General features: G+C 38.4%; 18 protein-coding genes. All 18 read right to left on the minus strand.

Annotation, left to right across the window (positions count from 1 at the left end; all coding sequences use genetic code 11):
- Positions 1-604: 604 nt before the first annotated feature.
- On the minus strand, positions 605-1,690 hold the full coding sequence (locus FYJ45_RS00655; protein WP_154463000.1) for a glycosyltransferase family protein: 1,086 nt from the start codon (positions 1,688-1,690) through the stop codon (positions 605-607).
- 23 nt (positions 1,691-1,713) lie between these two features.
- Positions 1,714-2,256 (minus strand): serine acetyltransferase, encoded by a 543-nt coding sequence (locus FYJ45_RS31625; RefSeq protein ID WP_276890881.1) that lies wholly within the window; start codon positions 2,254-2,256, stop codon positions 1,714-1,716.
- A gap of 47 nt (positions 2,257-2,303) precedes the next feature.
- Positions 2,304-3,713, minus strand: coding sequence for a lipopolysaccharide biosynthesis protein (locus tag FYJ45_RS00665; RefSeq protein WP_154463001.1), 1,410 nt, complete (start codon positions 3,711-3,713; stop codon positions 2,304-2,306).
- An 825-nt stretch (positions 3,714-4,538) separates the two neighbouring features.
- Complete coding sequence (wzy, locus tag FYJ45_RS00670; RefSeq protein ID WP_154463002.1) at positions 4,539-5,927, minus strand: O-antigen polysaccharide polymerase Wzy; 1,389 nt, start codon at positions 5,925-5,927, stop codon at positions 4,539-4,541.
- The gene (locus FYJ45_RS00675; RefSeq protein WP_154463003.1) at positions 5,928-7,019 is read right to left on the minus strand and encodes a glycosyltransferase; all 1,092 of its coding nucleotides are present in this window, start codon (positions 7,017-7,019) and stop codon (positions 5,928-5,930) included.
- Positions 7,016-8,194: a Coenzyme F420 hydrogenase/dehydrogenase, beta subunit C-terminal domain gene (locus FYJ45_RS00680; protein ID WP_154463004.1), complete on the minus strand. Its 1,179-nt coding sequence runs from the start codon at positions 8,192-8,194 to the stop codon at positions 7,016-7,018. Before FYJ45_RS00680 ends, FYJ45_RS00675 begins: the two co-directional genes overlap by 4 nt.
- Positions 8,194-9,378, minus strand: coding sequence for a polysaccharide pyruvyl transferase family protein (locus FYJ45_RS00685; RefSeq protein WP_154463005.1), 1,185 nt, complete (start codon positions 9,376-9,378; stop codon positions 8,194-8,196). The genes FYJ45_RS00680 and FYJ45_RS00685 overlap by 1 nt, the downstream gene beginning before the upstream one ends.
- Positions 9,378-10,496: a glycosyltransferase family 1 protein gene (locus FYJ45_RS00690; RefSeq protein WP_154463006.1), complete on the minus strand. Its 1,119-nt coding sequence runs from the start codon at positions 10,494-10,496 to the stop codon at positions 9,378-9,380. Before FYJ45_RS00690 ends, FYJ45_RS00685 begins: the two co-directional genes overlap by 1 nt.
- Before the next feature lie 3 nt (positions 10,497-10,499).
- A complete protein-coding gene (locus tag FYJ45_RS00695) occupies positions 10,500-11,462 on the minus strand; it encodes an NAD-dependent epimerase/dehydratase family protein (protein WP_154463007.1) in 963 nt (320 codons plus the stop codon).
- Positions 11,463-11,473: 11 nt separating this feature from the next.
- Positions 11,474-12,739, minus strand: a complete 1,266-nt coding sequence (locus FYJ45_RS00700) for a glycosyltransferase family 4 protein (protein WP_154463008.1) — start codon at positions 12,737-12,739, stop codon at positions 11,474-11,476.
- Positions 12,740-12,779: 40 nt separating this feature from the next.
- Positions 12,780-14,030: a nucleotide sugar dehydrogenase gene (locus tag FYJ45_RS00705; RefSeq protein WP_268890886.1), complete on the minus strand. Its 1,251-nt coding sequence runs from the start codon at positions 14,028-14,030 to the stop codon at positions 12,780-12,782.
- 74 nt (positions 14,031-14,104) lie between these two features.
- Positions 14,105-15,169, minus strand: coding sequence for an NAD-dependent epimerase/dehydratase family protein (locus tag FYJ45_RS00710; protein WP_154463009.1), 1,065 nt, complete (start codon positions 15,167-15,169; stop codon positions 14,105-14,107).
- A gap of 970 nt (positions 15,170-16,139) precedes the next feature.
- On the minus strand, positions 16,140-16,967 hold the full coding sequence (locus FYJ45_RS00715) for a hypothetical protein (RefSeq protein ID WP_154463010.1): 828 nt from the start codon (positions 16,965-16,967) through the stop codon (positions 16,140-16,142).
- Positions 16,958-17,953 carry a polysaccharide biosynthesis tyrosine autokinase gene (locus FYJ45_RS00720; protein WP_154463011.1) on the minus strand — a complete coding sequence of 332 codons (996 nt, stop codon included), beginning with the start codon at positions 17,951-17,953 and terminating at the stop codon, positions 16,958-16,960. Before FYJ45_RS00720 ends, FYJ45_RS00715 begins: the two co-directional genes overlap by 10 nt.
- Positions 17,954-18,068: 115 nt before the next feature.
- Positions 18,069-18,806 carry a YveK family protein gene (locus FYJ45_RS00725; protein ID WP_154463012.1) on the minus strand — a complete coding sequence of 246 codons (738 nt, stop codon included), beginning with the start codon at positions 18,804-18,806 and terminating at the stop codon, positions 18,069-18,071.
- 146 nt (positions 18,807-18,952) lie between these two features.
- Positions 18,953-19,720 carry a CpsB/CapC family capsule biosynthesis tyrosine phosphatase gene (locus FYJ45_RS00730; protein ID WP_154463013.1) on the minus strand — a complete coding sequence of 256 codons (768 nt, stop codon included), beginning with the start codon at positions 19,718-19,720 and terminating at the stop codon, positions 18,953-18,955.
- Positions 19,721-19,725: 5 nt separating this feature from the next.
- Positions 19,726-20,130 carry a helix-turn-helix domain-containing protein gene (locus FYJ45_RS00735; protein WP_154463014.1) on the minus strand — a complete coding sequence of 135 codons (405 nt, stop codon included), beginning with the start codon at positions 20,128-20,130 and terminating at the stop codon, positions 19,726-19,728.
- Positions 20,131-20,466: 336 nt separating this feature from the next.
- Positions 20,467-21,642, minus strand: coding sequence for a tyrosine-type recombinase/integrase (locus FYJ45_RS00740; RefSeq protein WP_154463015.1), 1,176 nt, complete (start codon positions 21,640-21,642; stop codon positions 20,467-20,469).
- Positions 21,643-22,321: the final 679 nt, after the last annotated feature.

Here is a 22,321-nt window from a genome sequence, read left to right on the forward strand (position 1 = left end):
CAAGGCCATTGAGCTGTTATAAATGTTAAACCATAGGCCTATCGCTAAGATTAATCGCCTCTTTCGAGGCGAAAATTCTTATTTTATAGTTGTTGGTTATTTACAACTATTCGAATGATTCTCTGACTAGGGCATCAGAACATCACCTGATGGGAAATGTTTACACCGATACGTAGAAAATTCCAGGCCAAGTAGTAGACAGAGAGCCCGTTCACATACTTATTGTTTAATATCCTGATACAAGTAAGGGTATTACGATACTGATGAGGAAAAGATCTGTTGTCAACCATTATGCCTTTTCAAATCTTTTCTTATCAGCATTTGCATAAACTGTTACGTAATATTCCCTGACTGAAAAACCAGATAGGATTCAAGACTTTTATATACTTCATCTGGAAGCCGTCTGTAGTTCTCACCCAGTTGTTTCAGGAATTCTTCTTACGTGAGAAAAGGACTCACAGATACCCCATAGGGAATCGATGAAAGGTTCACTTCTCGTCAAATTTCTCAACTTTTCCAACAATGTCTTGAACATGAGGGGTGAATCCTAGAACCTAGCTATTTATCTATCCATCTTCAATTTTCTCTCTTTCCCTTAATTTCTTTATACAGAATTATACTTATTAACTACACTATTAAAATAAACGGAAATTTCTGCAGCAAACTGCGACATATTATATTTAGACTTAGATAAATCAAGTGCATTTTGAGAATATAAGTCCAATAATTCCGGAGTATTTTCTAATTTTAATAAGGCTTCTTTCCAACTACCTGAATCATGTAACTTTGTGGTAATTCCAACCTTTTCTTGTTTAACATCAATAAAATTTGTAACCAAATCACTTATAAGAATTGGTTTACCAGATGCGAGTGATTCCACTAAAACCGTAGCACCATTCGGTACATCATTAATCTTATTGATAGGAATCAAAACAGCTTTTGCGTTTGAATAGCCTTCTCTTAAAATTTCCTTTCGATGATTTCCTTTCGCCTCAATGAAAATAATATTTTCTGATGGATTAAGTTCCATTAGACGATCAATATGACTTCTGCTTGTGTATATTCTCACTTTAATTGAAGTATCATTCACAGCTTCAATTAAAGTTTTGTAATCTCTATTTGTCCCACCACAGCCCATATAATATTCACATTTGCTGGATTGATTACGAAACTCACTATACCAACGATAATCAGCTCCCCAATGAGCTACACCAAATTCAGTGCCTTTAGGTGCTTTTTCCACTGCAAACTTCATGAGATTTTCACAAGGAAAAACTATCTTATCAAAATAACGGAAAACCAAAAACCTTTCTATAAATTTATAAACCTTTTTAATCTTAGAATCCACATATTTCGTATTTAATGAAAAATGACAAAGCATAACTATTGGGCATTTAATTAACTTAAACTTTCTAATTAAAGCTAGTAAAATACAATGACGATCTATAGGATAATAAATCATGTCATAATCTTTGGATTTACCGATACAGCGCAATTGAAGAAGAATATCGTTAATATGGTTGCCAAAGATTTTATAAAGAAATCTCCCCCTCACTTCATTTGGATAAAGTAATTCAACATCATAACCCATATCTTTAAGTTCATGATAGCCAAAGTGAAGTGGAGAATACCGTTGTCCTATTTCTGTCTCGGAATTAAAATCATTATTTGAAATCTGCAAAATTCTCATAAGGTATACCCCGTTCTTTATTATTAATCTGCTATTATAGAATGTCCAGGAACTCCGATAATTGTCTGATCATCATCAAAAGATTTATTTACTACTGCATTTGCCCCAATTTTACACCTGTCTCCAATCATTATACCACCAAAGATTTTTGCTCCCGGGCCTATATAACAGTCATTCCCGATAACAGGCACTTGATCTTTTTCAGCTCCAATGTTAACTCCGACATGTATTCTACAATTCTTGCCAATCTTCGCATTAGGATGAACAACAATAGGCCCAAGATGTGGTATTTGCAATCCAACATCAAAGACATTAATTGGAATTCTCACTGAAAAGCGATTTTCGACCGCCTTTAACTTAAATTTGTAATAAACTGAAAGCACCCACCACCGATTGGAAAAATACTCACACTTTCTAAGATATACTAATAACTTATAAATACCAAAAGACTCTCCTAATCCTGATAACATAGGAAGCCATCCAAAATAACGAATCAATTTATGCTTCTTTAAATATAATGTTTCTTTTTCAATACAATCTTTAAGTTCAATGTATGTTGTGATCATCGTTTTTTCTCTTCTCCTACTATTCTTACGGTTGGTACAATATGAATTTATGGTTGTACATGTCGAGAATGGAATATTTTATGATTCAGTTTCTTAATAATGTCATAATTCAATATAATTACTCCAATTATAAAAATTATTGTTATAAATACCTTAATGCCTATGTTAGAACAGAAGGTCGAAAGAAGTACTGCTATGAAAACTGGAATGCTATTAACAATAATAGTTTTCCAATCTATTCTGAATTCAGATTTTAATGACGCGATTGCATATCTGCTAAGTGAAGTTATTATACAGGAAAGCATCTGACCAACTACAATACCCCATAATGAAATTAAAGGAACCAAAAAATAAGCTAAAGTAACCCCTACTGCACTACCAAAAAGGGTTGTAGTAAATTGATATTGGGTGATATTAATGCTCTGAAACACAGTACCTATGTATGACCCCAAAATAGATATAAGAGAAGCACATAAAAACCAGCCAAAGTAGCGAATAGTAATATAATATTCAGTAGCACTAAGGAAAGTATAAGCTACAGTAATAGCTATAATAGCAACAGCTGAAAGTTGTTCAAATTTTACAAAAATCTGAGTTACTGTATATCCGTAGTCTTTACCAACTTTTCCATTCTTAGATGTTATTATCGCTTCCTCAACTAATGCCATACTAACTACAGTACCCAAAAGATTGACAACTATATTAAATTTATTTGCAAACGAATAAAGGCCATTTGCTTCTGCTCCCAATTGACTTATAATAATTGTTCGCATCAAAAGAGGAACAAGCCACATACTTAACGTATTGAACATAAGCGGAATAGAAAACCTAGCCACCCTTTGAAATAGCATTAGATCAAAGTTCTTAAATGATATCTGTTTAAGAATATGGAGCTTCACTTCAATTCCAATCAATAGAGTCAACTGTCCAAGAATATAAGACAAGTACAGTCCAACTAAGCCCATATCAAGAATACATACAAAAAATACTGTAGCGCCTAATAAAATAATTGTACTTGCTATACTTATAATCAGATAATGTTTTGTCTGTTGCAAAGCACGACATGAATATTGCCATATCTGTGTAATTCCGTGTGCGATTATCATCCCCCATGTGCTTAGCCATATTGCCGGTGTCTCAACAAAAAAATAGCCAATTAAACACACGAGTAAATAAACAAATGAAGATATTATGCCAAATACAGCAGTGATATTTATTATTTTTGGCTTATCACTCTCATCGCTAGTTAATATAAATTTAAGTACTCCTTCTCCAAAAGAAATATAAAGTATCGGGACAAACACATTCATTAACGACTGTGAATAATCAAATGTTCCGAGGTCCGAAGTAGAAATAAAAAATGCATATATGGGTATGAGAATCGCAGAAATTACCTTGGATGATAGATTACCTATAAGGTATATTACACTCTTTGTCGCTATCTGCTTTTGGTTCATTAGGCCGTCACCTCCCAAATTCCGTTTGTACCTCTAAATAAATCAAAGGTTTTTGTCATAGAAACATCTGTTTTCTATTCTATTTTGTTATCACAAAACTAAAGATTACCAAAAGAAGCACTGCAAATAATAATCCAGCAATACCATAGATATACAGCATAAAGATATTCCCTCAATTTTGCTGACCCTAAAATAGCCCCCATATGATATTGTTCTGAGGAATACCAAGGGGTTACATTTCACTATAGGAAGCTACTATTTATATCATAAAATATAATCAGTAGTCCTATTAATAAAATCATTGTGGCATCCATTCCATAATCAATTCCAAACACTAAAACTACATATAAAAGTAATATAGAAGAGCAACACCGTGGTTTAAATATTTATAAAATCACAATGGCTACTATATTGGTAATCATTTATGTAACGTATCAATGAACAGAATCAATATATGGACTGCCTTTAAATCCATTCAAGAAAGTAATATTTAACAGTTATTAAATTAGACTTACAATCCTTTTTGGAATATAACCAGCTTGTTTTCTTTGAAATGAAGGTTATTGATATGACCCAGGAATCCAAAACTTAATATTTTATGATAGAATTCATCACTATGTTCATACATGAATAACTCAAATTACATATTCTCAGCACAAATTAACCTGCATTACAAAATATATATACACCATGATTACCTTATTTTACGTAGTATTAACATCCCTAAAACTTATTTAAATAGTGATACAACACTACCAACAAGGTACCGATTTCACATAATCTCTCCACTTGATTATTTGCTTGTTCACTACCACTTTCTAAAATTCAATTTCTATGATTCTTAAAAATTTTATTAATAATCCATATGACTATAAAATAGTAAAATAAAATTCTTACGATTTCTGCCAGAGATGCTCGCACAAGGTTAATGAAAAAATAGAATAAGGAGTAATACTTTACAAGAGTGCTTTCGATATTATTGTCATCATTACCCGCTATTTTCTGGATTAAATACCCTGCGAATATAGCAACTACTGGAGCAAATAACCCAAAATTTCCATATAGCTCTTGACCAAAAGCACCACCAAGAGCCTGATTCTCAATTTTATATATTGTTTGATAAATATTGTTTTGCATAATTGAACTATTTGCAAATCTATAGGCTCCTGGAATTACACTCAAAACAGCATAAACATAGCTTAGACCATATTTATAACCGATAACTAATGGGATATTTTTAAATGCTAACATATACGTGTAGAATGTTAAGCCGAATTCATTGAACAATTCATAAAATATATTATCCTCCGATATGGAAATTATTAACGCTTCATTTAGAGCTTTTAAACTGCCCGCTCCCGTTTCACGCATTCTCCGTATAGCTGTCAACAGTGATAGACCCAAAATAGCTACTATAATAAATAAAATAAGTCTTTTTATGTTGATTTTAACTTCTTTTTTTCGCACATAACACAATGTTACTGCAAGCATTCCTATCAATGCATATCTTCGATCTCCTGAAAGCATCATAATAACAAGCGAATAAACACAATAAGATAAATATATAATCTTCTCCTGCCTATCTCTTATGTTATTTGATGCAATTAAGTATATAATACTTATTGGAAATAACTGTGCTATTGCTCCTACAACTCCGTTTATTTCAACTACAGCTACGTAGCCACCAGAAATACGCTGAGCAATGATTTGAACTACATCACAATAAATTCGAAATGGTAGGGTGAATATTAATAATATAATACCAATTTGTTTTGAATTATTACAAAAATTATTTATTACTAATTTTGCGTTATTTATCTTAGATGTTCTAAAAAAAACCATTCCAGTAAACATTCCTTGGATGTAGCATAAACAATATAATGCAGCATGATAAGCATCTTTATGCGAATACATTAAAAACAAATTCCATCCTAATTGTCGCTCATATCCAAGTGCTTTTAAATATATTCTACCGAATATAAAAATATAGTTTAGCACAGTAAACCATGGAATCATCGAATACAGATTACACTTAATACTTTTCATGGTAGCTAATTGATATAATAATAGGGTTACAGAAACAATAGCTATCTCAACAGCCCACCCTTCATATGTTACTGCTTTATTCCAACTTAAAAGCATATAAAACATGCAGATTAAAAAGACAATAAAATTTAACACACCACTCGTAAATTGTTTTAGGCTAAGCTTCATTTACTCTTCAACTCCCATATGCGTTACTATCTCATTAATCTTATTTATCCACAATGAAACGATTTTATCTACTGATAATCTTTCTCTGATTTTAACAGCCTGCTTTCCAATTCTCTCCGCTTCATCAGGATTATCTGCAATATAAGACATCGCCTCAGCAAGCGCATGTTCATCACCCACAGGCGTCAGTAAGCCATTTTCTTTATCCATAATCATCATACGAGCTCCACCTACAGGGCAATCTGTACATATACAAGGCAAGCCTATCCCCATCGATTCAATCATTGAATTTGATATTCCCTCATAGTCGGATGAAGATACAAACATTGCACTTTTTAATATGCATTCATGAATATTCACTGTAAAGCTTCTAATTTCCATATACTCCTTAATATTTAACTCTTTTGCAAGCTGTATTAGGGAATCTTTCAACTCTCCCTCACCATATATAATCAACTTATAGTTTGAATGAGATGCATGAAAATTTGCAAATGCGCGGATTAGCAAAGTTAAATTCTTCTGTCGATTTAATCGACAGAAATTTACTATTTCCTTTTCTCGTATGCCTTCCCAACGTTCTGGTAGATTTTCTTTTATAGGATTAGGAATGATACTTCCTTTTTTCTGTATTGACTTACAGAAATATGCTCTGGCATCTTCCGTCTGAAATACCATGCCCGTAGCAAACCTGTAAGCAATATCACGAATTTTTCTTACTACCGCCGATTCTGGCGCAACACTTGGGTCAGTTCTCTCTGAGCCTATAATCCGAGCATTCATGAACGCAGATGCAACCACAGTATAGATCGTAACGTAAGAACCGAACGAAAGCATTACATCATACTTTTCGTGCCTGATTATTTTTCTGAACTCTTTCACCTTTTTTAGAACTCGTCCGGCTCTATTTTTATTCTTATCATGATATAAAACATGAAGAACCACATCCTTATCAACGAAATAATTACATCTTCCATCTTTTGTTGCTATAATATGAACTTCATGTCCATCCTGTGTTAAATAATTAGATAAATTATTTACAACTCTTTCTATACCACCAGTTTCAAGATTAGCTGATATAAATGCAATTTTCATTTAGCTATCCTCTTAATTTTTTTTAAAATTCCCATTCGATAAAATAGCGGTTTAAATATTTGAGTCAGTTTTTTCTTAATAGTCAAAGGAAAATATTTTTTATTCAGTTCAGGTATCGTCATAGCATCTAAATCTACAAAGAATTGATTTCGAAGCGGATTAGCCGAAGCGCTAGTCGTTATCATATCTCCATCGTTACAAATCAATTTTTCTGGATTAACTGATTTCATTTTCCAATTTTTGCTTATAATTGATATTAGCCGTTTTCCCTTTTCGCTTTGTATGATGAGTGCTGTTGTTCCACGATCATCATCCATTTCAGGACAAAATTCATTTACATCCCAGCAGTCAAATATTGTAAAATCACTTACACGCTTTTTTGACTTAAAATGGCATTTATGGCAACTTGGTCTCATAGATAAACCAGCAAACATCGTATTCTTATAAAACTGGAGCAATGGCTCACGACTATACTCGCTACCATTCTCAAACATTAACCGCATCGTGGATCCACTGTAACCATATTTCTTACTGCGAAATTCCACTTTAATAAAGTTACATTTTTTGTATTTTCTCCACCATTCCTTATATTTTTCCCATAGTTTTGGAGACGGTACGCCATGACAGGCAATATCTACAGTAATTAATTTATCCCACTCCTTTTTCAAGTAGCTTTTTAATCCGGAAACTTGACAAGGCGTGCCACTAAACAAAACCCATTCTCCAATGGACAGTTTGTTTTGTATCTGGAGATATACACTATCCATTGTACTTTGTACATATTTTGATCCTCTGAACCTACTGAGTTCTTCAAATGTACGTACCCCAACATGATGAACAGAGTAGTTTTCATCAAATGCCGCGCCATACACTGTACCATTATTTGAAATAATGAACTCTGCTATCGCTGTGAATCCTCCCCCTGAAGAACTTGACTCACGAATATTTTTACGAATATCTTGAACCACATAAGCGTCAATAATATCACCACTGGGAGTATCCTTTTTTACCGGACAAACGTTTTCGCATGTCCCGCAGTTAATGCATTTAATCTCATTTACATTTGGATATAAAAATCCCTCTTCATCCTGCTGTATCTCTATACATTGAACTGGACAGGAATTTGCACATGCAGTACAACCGCAGCAATCAGTCTTTTCGTTTATTTTAATCATCAATCTTCACCTGCCGCATTTATATGATTTGGCTCTTTAAGCATGTTGCATACCTTATCCAGATATACTTCTGAATCTATACGCAGATTTTTTAATTTATTTAGAACTGGAGCAAAATCTATATCTTCTTCATACCAGTTCAATATATCTCCTCTCTGCGAAACCAGTCTTGATTCAAGACCCAGTTTACGGAGTATAGAAAAAAGACGACTGTTCATACTTGCCTTGTCATCAACCTTATATCTGTCAAAAACAAAAAAAAGCTTTTGATACTGAATTGAAAATACTGTTGCATGAAAGGAGTCAGTACAAATGAACTCAGCATGTCGGATCAGATTCACAAATTCGCTAGGCCCCACTTTCAAATATTCCTTGTCTACCATAAAATAATCTGATTTAGCCAACTCGTCCACAAAAGGAATACCTATCACTTTGAGTCCTGTGTTCTTTGAAAGCCTTTTCACTGCATCTCTATGTCCTGGTGATGCTCCAACAAAATATGCAAAAATATATTTATCCTCACATTCTCTATGATCGATAATTAATGAATTCCAGTCTTCTGCATCTAATAGGAGAGTCGGATCGACTACTACCGGTACATCTTTGCCTATGAGCCTTTTTACAATCTGAGCTCCAGAATCTTCTCTAACAGAAATCTGATCGATGGCCTTTAAATAATTTTTAGTTCGTCTTATCTGATAATTAGGTATCTGTGAAACCCCAAAACTAGATGCATAAGTAACCTTTAGCTTATTTTTAGGACAAAACAATAAGGTATAAAAATCACTTCCTAAATTCATAGGATTCCACACCTGATCACTGCCTAAAATGAAAGCTCTATACTTCTTTGTTCCTTCTATCAAAGATTTTCTACCATCATATTCCTCCGAAAATACCAACTTTTTTTTCACAAACTCAGAAAAGGAACTATGGCGTGCCCGCATGACTGAGTTAACATCTTTGTCTAATTTGGCGTATATACTTCTCTTTAAAGTATTAATTTTTGCTTTAAGAAGAGGCATATTAAAAACTCGTAATAGCTGTTTTACACCGTTCCTTTTTTTATATAAAATAATCTCGTTGTTAATTCCTTTCCGAAAAAGTACGCTCTGGAAAGCAAATGCTTGTAATATACTTCCGTAATTAAAGTTCCGGACTGATACTAATCCAACTATGTCGTCCATTAGTCCTGCTCCTTTACCTCTTCATATCGCCTTAGATAATAGTTTTCCAAATTCTGTGCCAAAAATGGCACATCAAAGCCGGCTTTCTTTATCTCTTCATAAGTGTTTTTACGAGCATATCTATTTGTAAAGCAATTAATTTTTTCTGCCCAAGTCTGTGGCGTCTCTTGTAAGGAAAGTGCAATGACTTCATCTGTAATACGTGCAATTTCAGGTATTACATCAGAACATACCATTTTAAGCCCAGCAGCCTGCGCTTCAATTCCAACTATCCCAAGGCCTTCATATAAGGACGGGAGTACAAAAACATCCATTGCTTGATATAACCTAGTGACATCACTTCTTACTCCTAAAAACATAACTCTATCTTTTATCCCAAGTCGGAACACTTTTTTTTCTATTTCAGGGCGGAGTTCTCCCTCCCCTACACTTAGTAATATCGCTTTGTCATTAATTTTAGTTAACTCATAGAACACGTCTACCAGGAAGTTATGGTTCTTTTGTGTATTGAATCGTCCTATATGGCCAACTACAAAATTGTCTTCTATTCCAAGTTCTTTTCTTATATCTTGTCTCACATTTTCATCATACACAAAGTTTCTTGCATCAATTGCATTCTGGATTACCCAACAAGAACGATCACCAAATAGGTACTTTCCGGATTTCTCTGAACAAGCCATGTATTCTGTAGCATAATACTTAAATGGCTTATTCATTAAATTCTTAATGAACCCACGGATCGATGGATCCACCTGATCATTATGGCTATGTGCAATTCTAACAGGAATGCCTGCTTTTTTTACATAGGGCATATAAAACATAGCGAAGCTTTCCATATGGGCATGAACAATCTTATACTCATTATGTTCTTTGAAAAATCTATCTAAATCAAACAAATACTTTATGAAGTTTTTATCTTCACGCACTGACAAACGGTATATTCTTCCTCCCAAACTTTCTATCTCATCATCATAAAACTGCCTCTCCGAATAATGTACGAGAAAATCAAATTGAACCTTTGTTCTATCTATATTACGATACATATTCATAATGAAGGCTTCTATGCCAGCACAATGCATTTTGTATGTAATGTGCAATATTCTTATTGGTTCATTCATGTTTTAGTTCCTTTCATATTTCCTTATCCATTTCAGCGTTATCCTCACCCCTTCGAGCCTTGAATACGGCATTTCAGGTGCAATTTTATACGTATTAGTCATGTCATTAATTCCATCGTTTGTCATATTCCCATATCTAAAGGATTGCATTGGAAAGTGAATGGCAAATAATCCAAGTAAATCGCCAAATTTAGCGAGCCACTTCGCAAAACATACCGGCATCGTGGGAACTATAAAGCCAAGCTCATTAGCAATTTCATCTGCCCATTCATTAATCTCATAGGCAGGCTCATCTCCAATATAGAATACCTTGTTATCTTTTTCTGGAGTACTGTTAAAAAGCAGCTGTTCAATCTGATACACTGCATTGCCAATATATCCATATGTTTTATAACATTCAATATGACCTATGTGAAAATACATCCTCCTCATGACCATATCAAAGAAGTTCCGGTATGGAACGCCAAACCACGGCCCCCAGATAGAGGTGGGGCGGATGATGCACCAGTCACACTTGGGCTGATCCCTCCATACTTTCTTTTCTGTTTCGACTTTACTCTCACCATATTTTGTGTGTGGGCAATAATCAAACTGATTTTTAACCTTGTAATTATTGCGTGTTACAAATTTGGAGGAAGCAATAACAACTTTCTTTAGATTTGGAATCTCATGAATTATCCTCATCAGGTTTTCTACACCTGTGATATTGGCATCATAATCTGCAAGAGTCTTACCATCTAAATCTGTCCTTGCTGCAAGATGTAATAAATAATCCGGGGCAAATTCCAGCACAGATTCCCGGAACTTCTTATAGTTGCAAATATCAATTTTCTTCCAGACAGATTTTCTTTCAGGAATTTTCGGTTCTTTCCAGTCTATATTTAAAACTTCATATCCTTTATCAATTAAATCCTCTAGGATATTTGTGCCAATAAAGCCAGAGGCTCCAGTTATAAGAATTTTCATCTCATATCCACCTATAATTTTAATATTTCTTCAGAGTACCTATTGACGCTTACGGTTCTAGTTAGTTTTTCTTCCAGGAATTTACGTCCACGCATACCCATTTTCTTTTCTTCATCACTATTGGCATTCTCTATATACCAACGAATGATATTTGCAACCTCAACATAATCTCCAGGCTCACAACATTTCCCACAGTTACAGTCTTCAATCAGACCTCTAACTTCAGTGCCACTCTCTAGCACTCCGATGATTGCCTTACCAGCTGCCATAATGCCATAGGCTTTGGATGGGCAACTCACACCCTTGATGCCCTTTGCATTCACACACCAATGAATATCTCCTGCGTTAAGGCTATAGATTAAATCTGCTTTGTCTTGGTACGGAATAAACACTACATTTTTCATTTGATGATCTTTTACATAAAGAGTCAGCTTATCTAATACAGTTCCTGCACCTACAAAGGCAAAAATAATTTCTCGATCATCTGTTGTTTTATCTTCTGGCCTAAAGTGTTCGATTACTTTAATTAAATTCTCAAGGTCATAATATAATCCAATATTACCGGAATACATGATGACAAATTTTCCGTCCAGTCCATACTTCTTCTTGAATTCCACTACTTTCGGATGTTCTTCCGGCAATGGGTAAATTTCTTTTCCATCCGTCCAGTTGTTAATCATCACAGTCTTGGGAACTTTCTTTCCTTTGAAACGATTTTCTACAGTTTCCACAAGGTCACGTCCTACTGTAATAATCAGACTACTTTGCATGCAACTGAACTTATCAAACCACATCATTGCATCAGTGATAAGTCTGTTTTTACTATAACCAACCGCAAGAACCTGTTCAGGATTGAAATCTTGGATATTATAAATATACTTAGCACGTTTAACCCACTTACCCCATACACCAAGCAAACCACCCAGAATCGGTGGCTGAGAAATAGAGAATACATAATCCATCTTCCCAACCTTGAAGGTAGCTGCTATTGCTCCGAAAAAATAAGACACAATATTTTTAATGCGGCTTTTTTTATTGGCTTTTCTGAACTCTGGCACTCTGATGCGTAGTACATTCACACCATTGATATTATCTTTATAATATTTTTGAGTTTTATATTTATCTTCAATCGTACCAAGATAAGACGGAACCACGCAAATAACTGTGATATTAAACTTATCAAGCATTCCTTCCGCAAGTTCGCGGAGGATCTGTCCCGTTGATGCGGGGTCTGGTATGTAATAATGCGCATATATCAAAAGGTTTTTTTTTGCCATCTCCGCAGCTCCTCCTCTATTTCTTCCCGCATGCATTTAATTAATCCCTGCCGAACAGGTCCCTCGTATAAATCTTATTCTTCACATTATCCAGGCATTTATCATATCTGTTAGCGATTATTGCCTGTGACATATTTTTGAATTTTTCCAGATCATTCACAACAACTGAACCAAAGAATTTCTCACCATCTTTAAGTGTCGGCTCATAAATAACCACAGTTGCTCCTTTGGCTTTAATTCTCTTCATGGCACCCTGAATGGAACTCTGCCGGAAGTTATCTGAATTACTCTTCATTGTCAAACGATATACACCAACAATTATTTCCTTCTCTCGGTTCTCGTCCCAGCTATCATTGGTGCTATACGCCCCTGCAATCTCCAGTACACGGTCAGCTATAAATTCTTTTCTAGTCCGATTGCTCTCCACGATTGCCTCTATCAAGTTTTCAGGTACGTCAGAATAATTGGCCAGAAGTTGTTTGGTATCTTTCGGTAAACAGTATCCACCATAGCCAAAAGACGGATTGTTGTAGTGCATTCCGATTCTTGGATCTAAACAAACACCTTCTATGATTTGCTGTGTGTTCAATCCTTTCGATTCAGCGTAGGTATCAAGTTCGTTGAAATACGCTACCCTGAGTGCTAGATACGTGTTGGCGAATAATTTAACAGCCTCGGCTTCAGTAAAACCCATAAACAGAGTATTTATATTCTCCTTGATTGCGCCCTCTTGGAGCAGTTTGGCAAATATCTCCGCAGCCTTTACCAGCCTAGTATTATCCATATCCGTTCCCACAATTATCCTTGACGGATACAAGTTGTCATATAAAGCCTTGGATTCACGAAGGAACTCTGGACTAAAAATGATGTTGTCACAGTGGAACTTTTCACGTACTGACATCGTATACCCTACTGGGATGGTACTCTTGATGACAATAATGGCTTCCGAATTGTACTCAATCACTAGCCTGATCACAGCTTCGACAGCGCTTGTATCAAAAAAATTCTTCTTACTGTCATAGTTTGTGGGAACTGCAATTACCACAAAATCTGCTTCAAAATATGCTTCCTTTGCATCCAACGTAGCCGTCAAATCCAGATCCTTCTCGGCCAGATACTTCTCGATATAGTCATCCTGAATAGGTGACTTCTTATTGTTGATTAACTCAACCTTCTTAGGAATAATGTCCACAGCCGTTACTTTGTGGTGCTGTGCTAAAAGTATGGCTATGGATAGGCCAACGTAACCAGTACCTGTAACAGCAATCTTCAAATTCTTAAAGTCTCTCATAATCGTTTTTCTCCTCGTTACTCTACAGCATATTTACTGTGGTCAGTTCCCTCACACTAGCCTACTGGCTACTTTTACAAATAAAATTCCTTATACCATTCAGTAAACCGCCGTAATCCCTCACGTAGACTCGTACTTGGCTTAAATCCAAAGTCTCTCTCCAAGGCACTCGTATCTGCATATGTTACCGGAACATCACCCGGCTGCATCGGTACAAGCTCCTTGTGCGCTTCAAAATCATAGTCCTCTGGTATTACCCCCACTCTTACTAGTTCTTCACTCAAAATCTGCACAAAGTCCAATAAATTTTCCGGGCTGTTATTGCCAATGTTGTAGATCTTATGCGGTGGTAACGGTAGACCATCTTCACCTTTCTCTCTATCTGGTGCTTTCTGTATCACACGTACAATACCCTCGACAATGTCATCTATATAGGTAAAATCACGTTTGCAGTTGCCGTAATTGAAAATCTGAATTGTCTTGCCTTCATGTAACTTGTTTGTGAACCCAAAATATGCCATGTCCGGACGTCCTGCCGGACCATAAACAGTAAAAAATCGAAGTCCTGTAGACGGTATGTTGTATAATTTAGAATAGGCATGTGCTAAAAGCTCGTTACTCTTTTTAGTAGCTGCATAAAGACTTACTGGATTGTCCACTTTATCGTCGGTACTATAAGGCACCTTCTTATTGGATCCATACACGCTGGAAGAGCTTGCATAGACCAAATGTTCTACACCAGTGCATCCTCCATCATAAGAATGACGGCACACTTCTAGAATGTTATAAAAACCGATCAGATTGCTCTCAATGTATGCATCAGGGTTGGTTATGGAATATCTAACACCAGCCTGTGCTGCAAGATTTACCACTATCTGTGGCTTATACTTTTCAAAGATTTCTGTAATCAACTCCTTATCCGCGATGCTTCCCTTCACAAAAATAAATGAAGGCCTCTCAGATAGTTCTGCCAACCTTGCGTCCTTCAGTCTAACGTCGTAATAATCATTCATATTGTCGATGCCAATGACAGTTACTTTTTCCACATCCGCGAAGAGACGCTTTACCAGATTTGCCCCAATGAATCCGGCTACGCCTGTGACCAATATTGTTTTGCCTTTTAAATCCACACAACTCATCGTTTGTTACTCCAATCCTTTAACTAAAATAAAAACTATGGTTATACCCAATGATGATACCTAAAGCACGGAATCTTCCTTAAAGATGTTATTAAAATCAGTTCTATCTCGACAGTGTCTATCCAATAATAAGTAAATCCTTTCAGTAGCAAGTTTTGCTCTCCTCAGTGCTTTAATCCACCCCAAACTTCCCATTTTTTCCAACTAATCTTTATAGGATAGACCCATCAATGCATTTCTATTTTTTTCCCGATAATAATTCATTTACATTAAAAAAGTTTGTATAAAGCATTACATTTTTCAGCCACTTTTCTTTAAACTATTTTCTTTAGACATACTATCCATAATGTAACTATCATCTACCACCGCAAATTGGTAATAAAATAGATTTTCATTACAAGCTAATCGCTATACTAAATTCAAAAATTCATGATTATTCATCTGACCTAAATACTCTATTTCGTGTTAAAATAGTCCTTATATAACAACGAAAGTTGATTTCAATTCCACATTCCGTGTTAAAATGATGTCGTCAACTGACAATGACTGCCTATTCAAAATCAAGATTTTGGGTAGCTATTATCATAAAATGCCTTTGATTTACGAAAGAATTCCATCTTCAAAAAAGAGGCTTATAAGCGACTCTACTTCGACTTCGGTTTCGTTCCATCCTACATGGAAGTCATCCGTAACAAAATCCTGATAAACACTTCCCCCATATTCCCCTCACCACTGCCGATATCTGTCTATCGTATAATAGACTGCATCCTACTTATATCACGCAGGTACCTTATCAGGCCTATGTAAAAGGGAACTGGACTGCATCTGTAAAGCACTAATGGGAACAGGACGACCAACGGTATCATTTTATATATGTTTTTTCATTTATCCTACTCGTCCTCTTGTACTTTCCTCCATCTGTATTCCCAGCCGGGCTACTGTCCCACCCGCATCCTCTTTCCTATTTTTCCTATTCCACCTTTACAACCAATTCTCTCGTCTCTGACCTGTTCCCATCCGAATCCACCGTATACAATGTCACCGGATATTCCCCGGGCCTGCTCAGATCCACATGTCCTTCCAGCTTCAGGTTATTATAAAGCGTATTATAATCATCTTTATCGTCCGACATCGTCTCTATTACCGTATTCCAGTTCGGTGCAGTTCCTTTTTTAGTAACAATCTCATCGGAATTCATCACCAGTACAGGAGCAGGACCCGACTGTTCTTCATTTCCGTCTCCAGCTTCCCTGTTTTCGTCTCCGGCATTTTCTTTCCCGCCGTTTTCATCCCCGGCATTTCCATCCTGCTGTGTATCTTTGGCATCGCGGTTATCCGCAGCCCCGCCATCCTCAGAGCTGTTATCCTCCGCCGAATCATCTCCCATTACCGCACCTGATTCCGTCTCATCCTGACTCATTCCATTTCCATCGTCCGTCTGCATTTCGTCCCCATCGGGCGCAGCAGCAGATCCTGAAGCAACCGCAAACACCTTCGATGCCTTGCCCACATTATTGGATTGATCCAGTGCTACAAACGTTACGATCACTTCTTTTCCGTTTGTTCCAGCTACCTTTTCCACCATCAGGCTATTGCTCACATCTCCGTCTCTGTCATCCATCGGTGTTACTTCCTGCAGCAGGAGACTCTCGTCCATCCCGTCTTCATAGACCGCCGTACTATCGCCAAAGGATATCACTGGCGGCGTTCTGTCCTTCCCCAGATACAGGAACAGGCATACAACAAGAAGGACAGCATCCACAATCCCTATTCCAATTGCCAGTTTTTTTATTTCCATTTTTTCTCCCCTCCTGCTTCCTCCGGTTCTTCCAGCATTTCTATTTCAGCTTCCTCTAACTGCACGATATCCACATCCAGCTGTATCATGTCATCTTCTTCATACAGACCTTCCGCTTGTTCCTCCCCGGAATCTCCGACAGCCAGTTTCACATTTCCGTCAGCCTTTGCCGCAGCCCTGCCTTCGTGCCCTTTCAAACCTGCGCCATTCTCTTCCTGCTTCTGCCCGGTCTTTACCGGTTTCAGCCCCTTCTGCACTACTGCAGAATGCAGTCCGCCTTCCTCATTCCCTCCGTAATACTTTCCATAATACTTCCCATAATATTTTCCATAGTAAGCGCCATAATACCCTTTGCCGCTCATATTCACCTTATTCAGTATCACTCCCAGGATCCGGCAGTCCACCTTCTCCAGCTGCTCCTTCACCTTCTGCGCAAACTTATAGCTGATTGCGCCGCTTTCAATCACAACTACCGTTCCATCGCAATACTGTGCGGCAACCGCCCCGTCAATTACGCTTCCCAGCGGCGGCGTATCTACAATCACATAATCGTATTCATTCCGCAGATATTCCAGCAGCAGACGAAATGCATCGTTCCCCAACAGTTCACTGGGATTAGGCGGTACCGGGCCGGAAAAAATAACAAAGAAGTTCTCAATATTTGTCCTGCATGTAATATCCTGAATTGAGGCCTGCCCGCTCAAATAATGAGACAGTCCGTACCTGGAAGCATTCGTCTTGTATCTTCCCTTCAGCACTGATTTTCTCAAGTCTGCATCTACAAGGACCACCCGCTTGCCGCCTTCCGCAACCGACAGTGCCAGCTGAAAGGAGACGCTGGTCTTTCCTTCATTCGGCGTACAGCTGGTTACAGAAATCACCTTCCTGTCCCTGCCGGAAAATTCCAGGTTCGTCCGCAGTGTCTTATAGCTTTCCTTCGTCCGGAAATCCAGTTTCTCTATTGCATTAAAATTTACCGTCTGCATTCTTTCTCCGCCTTCTTTTTTCTTTCGTTTACAAGCCGCGTATGATAACAGCAGAAAAAACTTCTTTTCGTTCCTGCCCGCCTTTTTCTAAATCATCTTTGTTCCAGCTAACTTTCTAGCTTCTTTTTACTTTCTTCTTTTTCTTTTTTCCTTCGCTTTCCCCTTCATTTAACGGAATTACCGCCAACGTAGAAAGCTGCAGATACTTCTCCACATCCTCCGGGGTTTTCACCGTGTCATCCATCAGGTAACGGACCAGCACAACAGCGATTATCAGAAATACTCCAAGCAACCCGCCAATAAGCGTATTCTTCAATACGCTGGGACTCGCCTTTTTCATCGGCATATTTGCAGTCTCCGCCACATTCACCGCCTGGATGTCCATCACGTTCATGATATGTACTGCGGCAGCCTCCCGGATCGCATTGGCCATTTTCATCGCCATCACCGGGTCGGAATCTTTCACTGTAATCGCCAGAATACGGGTATCCGTCGGCGTAGTAACCGAAACCTTCTCCTTCATCTGCTCATACGTCAGATCCAGCCCCATCCCCTGCACTACTTCTTCTAAGACAAACCGGCTCTGGATCAGTTCCGCATAGTCCTTCGTCAGCTGTGTCCCAAGCTGGATATCCGAATAAGTAACCGAAGCATTCTCCTGTTTATTCAATATATATATCTTAGTAGTGGACTCATAAGTAGGTGTCACCAGCAGCTGCGTAAAGAGAAAAGCGCCCAGCGCCACCATGATTCCCACGGAAATAATCAATGCCAGATTATGTATCAGCACCAGACAGATTTCCCATAAATCAATCTCAATTTCATCCGTCTGGCGTATTGTATTCTCTTCCATCCCTTGCGTTCTCCCATCCTGTTTCTTATCTAATAAAATTTAATATCCACTGTCTGTGATTTAATATTTGGCCTATCTGCATAATCAATTTACAGTATCTATCTGTACTTTCTATCCGTATTTCCTACCTGCATTTTCTCTCTGCGCTAAATCACCCTGTCCTCCAGTACCGCCTGCGGGTTCCCAATCAAAAGCTTATCTGCATAATCCTTCCCAAGCCTTTTCTGTATCCATTCGGCACATTCTCTCAGGCGAGGGCTCCGCCTGCCTTCACTCCGGTGGGCGTCCGTCCCTACAAAATCAACGGCTCCCTGCTTCAACAGCTTCCTTGCAATCGCTTTTTCTCCAAATCCATAATCCCCCATGACGCTCGCTGCATTTATCTGAAAATAACACCCGGTATCCTCTTTCAGCTCCTCTGCTTTCTGCAGATTCTTCACTACATTCATGTATCTCTCCACATGTGCCACCACCGGCCAGTATCCAAAAGAAATAAGCCGGTTTAAAGCATCCCGTATATATCCAAAGTCCTCTCCGGGCAGGAATTCCACCAATACATAATGAGAATCCGCCAGTGTCCTGATTTTTCCAAGCTCCAGCAGTTCTCCCAGCCCATGTCTGTAAAAAATTTCATTTCCCGGAAACAGTTTTACCGGAATTTCTTTTTTATCCGCCTCTTCCTGAAGCAGAACCATCCGCCTGATAATTCCTTCCGGAGTGACGCATTTTCTGTCCGCCTTCTGGTGAGGTGTCAGAATCATTTTCCGGATACCTTCCTCTGCCGCAATCCTCAGCATGTCCAGCGCCATCTCCATCGTTTCCGCCCCGTCATCCACCATCGGCAGCACATGGCAATGAATATCAGTAAATCCCTGAATATTTTCTAACCCCTGGATATTCTCTATTCCACCCATACCAACTATTCCATCCCGTCCTCTTCCTTCAAACCCACATCACTGCAGGCAATCAAAAAAGTCCGCAGCACCTTCGCCGCATACATCCGCTCCCGCTTCGAAACATTATTCAGCAGTTGATACACCGCCTCTGTTTCTTCTGCCGATACCTTTTCCCTGTCATCCTCATCTCCCTGCTCATTCTCCGTCTCTTTCCCAAGAATCAGAAAATCCAAAGACATATGGTACAGTCTGGAAATTGCGATCATCGTTTCCACCGACATCCCGCAGTTTCCCCTTTCAATGTCCGCATAATAAGTAGGCACACGTCCCAGCTGTTCCGCGGCTTCCTTCATTGTGATTCCCAGCTGTCTGCGTTTCTCACGGATCCGCTTTCCAGCCGCTTTTCTGTCGTACGTATCTTTTTCCATTGTTTCCCACCTTCCGGCGTTCTTTTTTCTGGTGTACAATCGTTATATTCTGTTATTGGCTTATAAAGCGTCTATTGCGGGAACCTCTGATCAAAAAACAGTTCCGGCAGTTTATTTTCGCTAAATCTATCCTTTTGCGAAAAAGAACCGCCGGAGCTGTTTTCTACACTTCTGTTGAATTATTGACCATTTTTTTGACGGCTTCTTAAAACCTGTCTGCTTGATAATACGGAATTCCGACCTTTTTATATTTTATGGCCGGATACGTCTGGAAAAACAGGCATGACAAAAAAACTTCCGTAAAGGTTCCATTCAACCTGTACCGGAAGCGGTTCTTCAGGCCGCCATTTTATATCCTGACATCAGCATTTTTTTCCGTTCCATATCCGAGTGCACATAAATACGCATAGTCGTGCCCACATTGGAATGTCCCAGCAGCTCACTCAGCGTCTTCATGTCAAATCCCTGGGAAATACAGTTTGTGGCAAAAATATGGCGCAGCATATGGAAATTGAAGCCTGGAATCCCCAGTTTTTTCAGGATTGCCTGAAAACGGTACTGCAGCGTCCGCGGTTCCGTATATTCCTTCCTTATCCCCTTCAGTACATAGCCTTCCTCAGATATTTGGCCGCTTTTCCTGGCGGTTTTCAGCAGTTCCACAAGGAATCCCGGCAGAGGGATCTCCCGGATGGAATTCCTGGATTTCGGCGTGGTTATAATCACCCTGGTTCCGGTTTTTCCCGCCATGCCAGCTTCGTCTGTGGAGGAAAAAGTGCGTATTCTCTGCATTGTTTTGCGTACTATGATGCTTTCTTTTTCTAAATCAATGTCTTTCCACTGCAGTGCGCAAAGCTCGCCAATCCGGATTCCGCTGCAGCCCGACAGCAGCACCCCCAGGCTGGTCAGATCTCCTTCCTGTGCGCTTTTTATAAGGTGTTCCTCCAGTTTTTTAAGTTCGCGCCCTTCCGGCGGCTGTGGAATCTGTGTTTTAGCCGGGGAGGTAACCGAGGGCAGCTCCGGTCTGTTGCAGCGGAATTTTTTCCCCAGGAAATGAAAAATCTGGCTGAGCAGGATGAAAATCTGATGAAGATAGGTTTCGGACAGCTTTTTTTCCTGCGCTGTGCAGGCCTGTCCGCGCAGGCCTTCAAAATAAGCGCGCCAGGCTTCCTCATCAAAACCGGAAACCGCCTGTCTGCCAATGACTGGCAGGATATGTTTCTCCACAATGGAACGGTAGGTAGCTAATGTGGATTCCTTCCATTTCGTCTGATTCTCCTCCATCCACAGGCGGACGGATTCCCGGATCGTAAGCCCCGGCGGCAGCGTATTTTCTTTTCCGCCTGCAAGGCAGGCATCTCTCTTTTTAATAAGAAGCTTTTCCTTCACTTCCCTATAGGTTTTCCCGTAAACCGAACGGTATCTGGCTCTTCCGTCCGGGAGCCTTCCCGCACCATACCTTCCTTCCCATCGACCATCCTTCCTTTTATAAATGTTCTCTCCTTTTCTTGCCATAATGTCCTCCCAGAATCTGACGAAAAATTTGACGGCTTATAAATCAAAAAGGTATCTATGGCAATTTGGGTCCCCGGCTTGTCTGTATATCATTTTTATTTAGTCTTTATACAGGCACACTGTCACCTGTATTATAAATAAGAAACGCAAAAAATGACATTTAAGTATTATTTTATACTCATTAATTGACAAAATATAAAACTTGTCTTACAATAAATTCCAGTGTCGAGTTTAAATTGCCACGAAATACCAGTTTTAAACTTATATTCATTTTCGCATAAGGATAGAATTTACGAAAGCGTTTTTACGGTATTCAGTATATATTTGAATTAATAATTCCAGCTGTCTGTAAACAGGCCGAATAAAAGGCCTGTTTTTTCAGTATTTCAGGGGATTTTAGAAATCCGGATATGAAGCCGATTTCTGCGCCGCCCTTTTATCACAAACTGCCGGCAGATAACAAATGTATGTTTTAAACTGACCACAAAAAAATTAATTCCATACAATATAGGTTTATGCTTTTTCCAATAATCAATTTCTCCCCTATGAAGTGGGAACAGGAAGCTCCCATGTTAAATCTGTGTAAAAAATTCCCTTTTCATCTTGCCACCCCTTTACATATCCTTTACAATGAATAAAAATGGTACTCCGGGAGAAAAATTATCGAATGACAACCAGG

The sequence above is a fragment of the Eisenbergiella porci genome (assembly GCF_009696275.1).
GTDB classification, from domain to species: domain Bacteria; phylum Bacillota; class Clostridia; order Lachnospirales; family Lachnospiraceae; genus Eisenbergiella; species Eisenbergiella porci.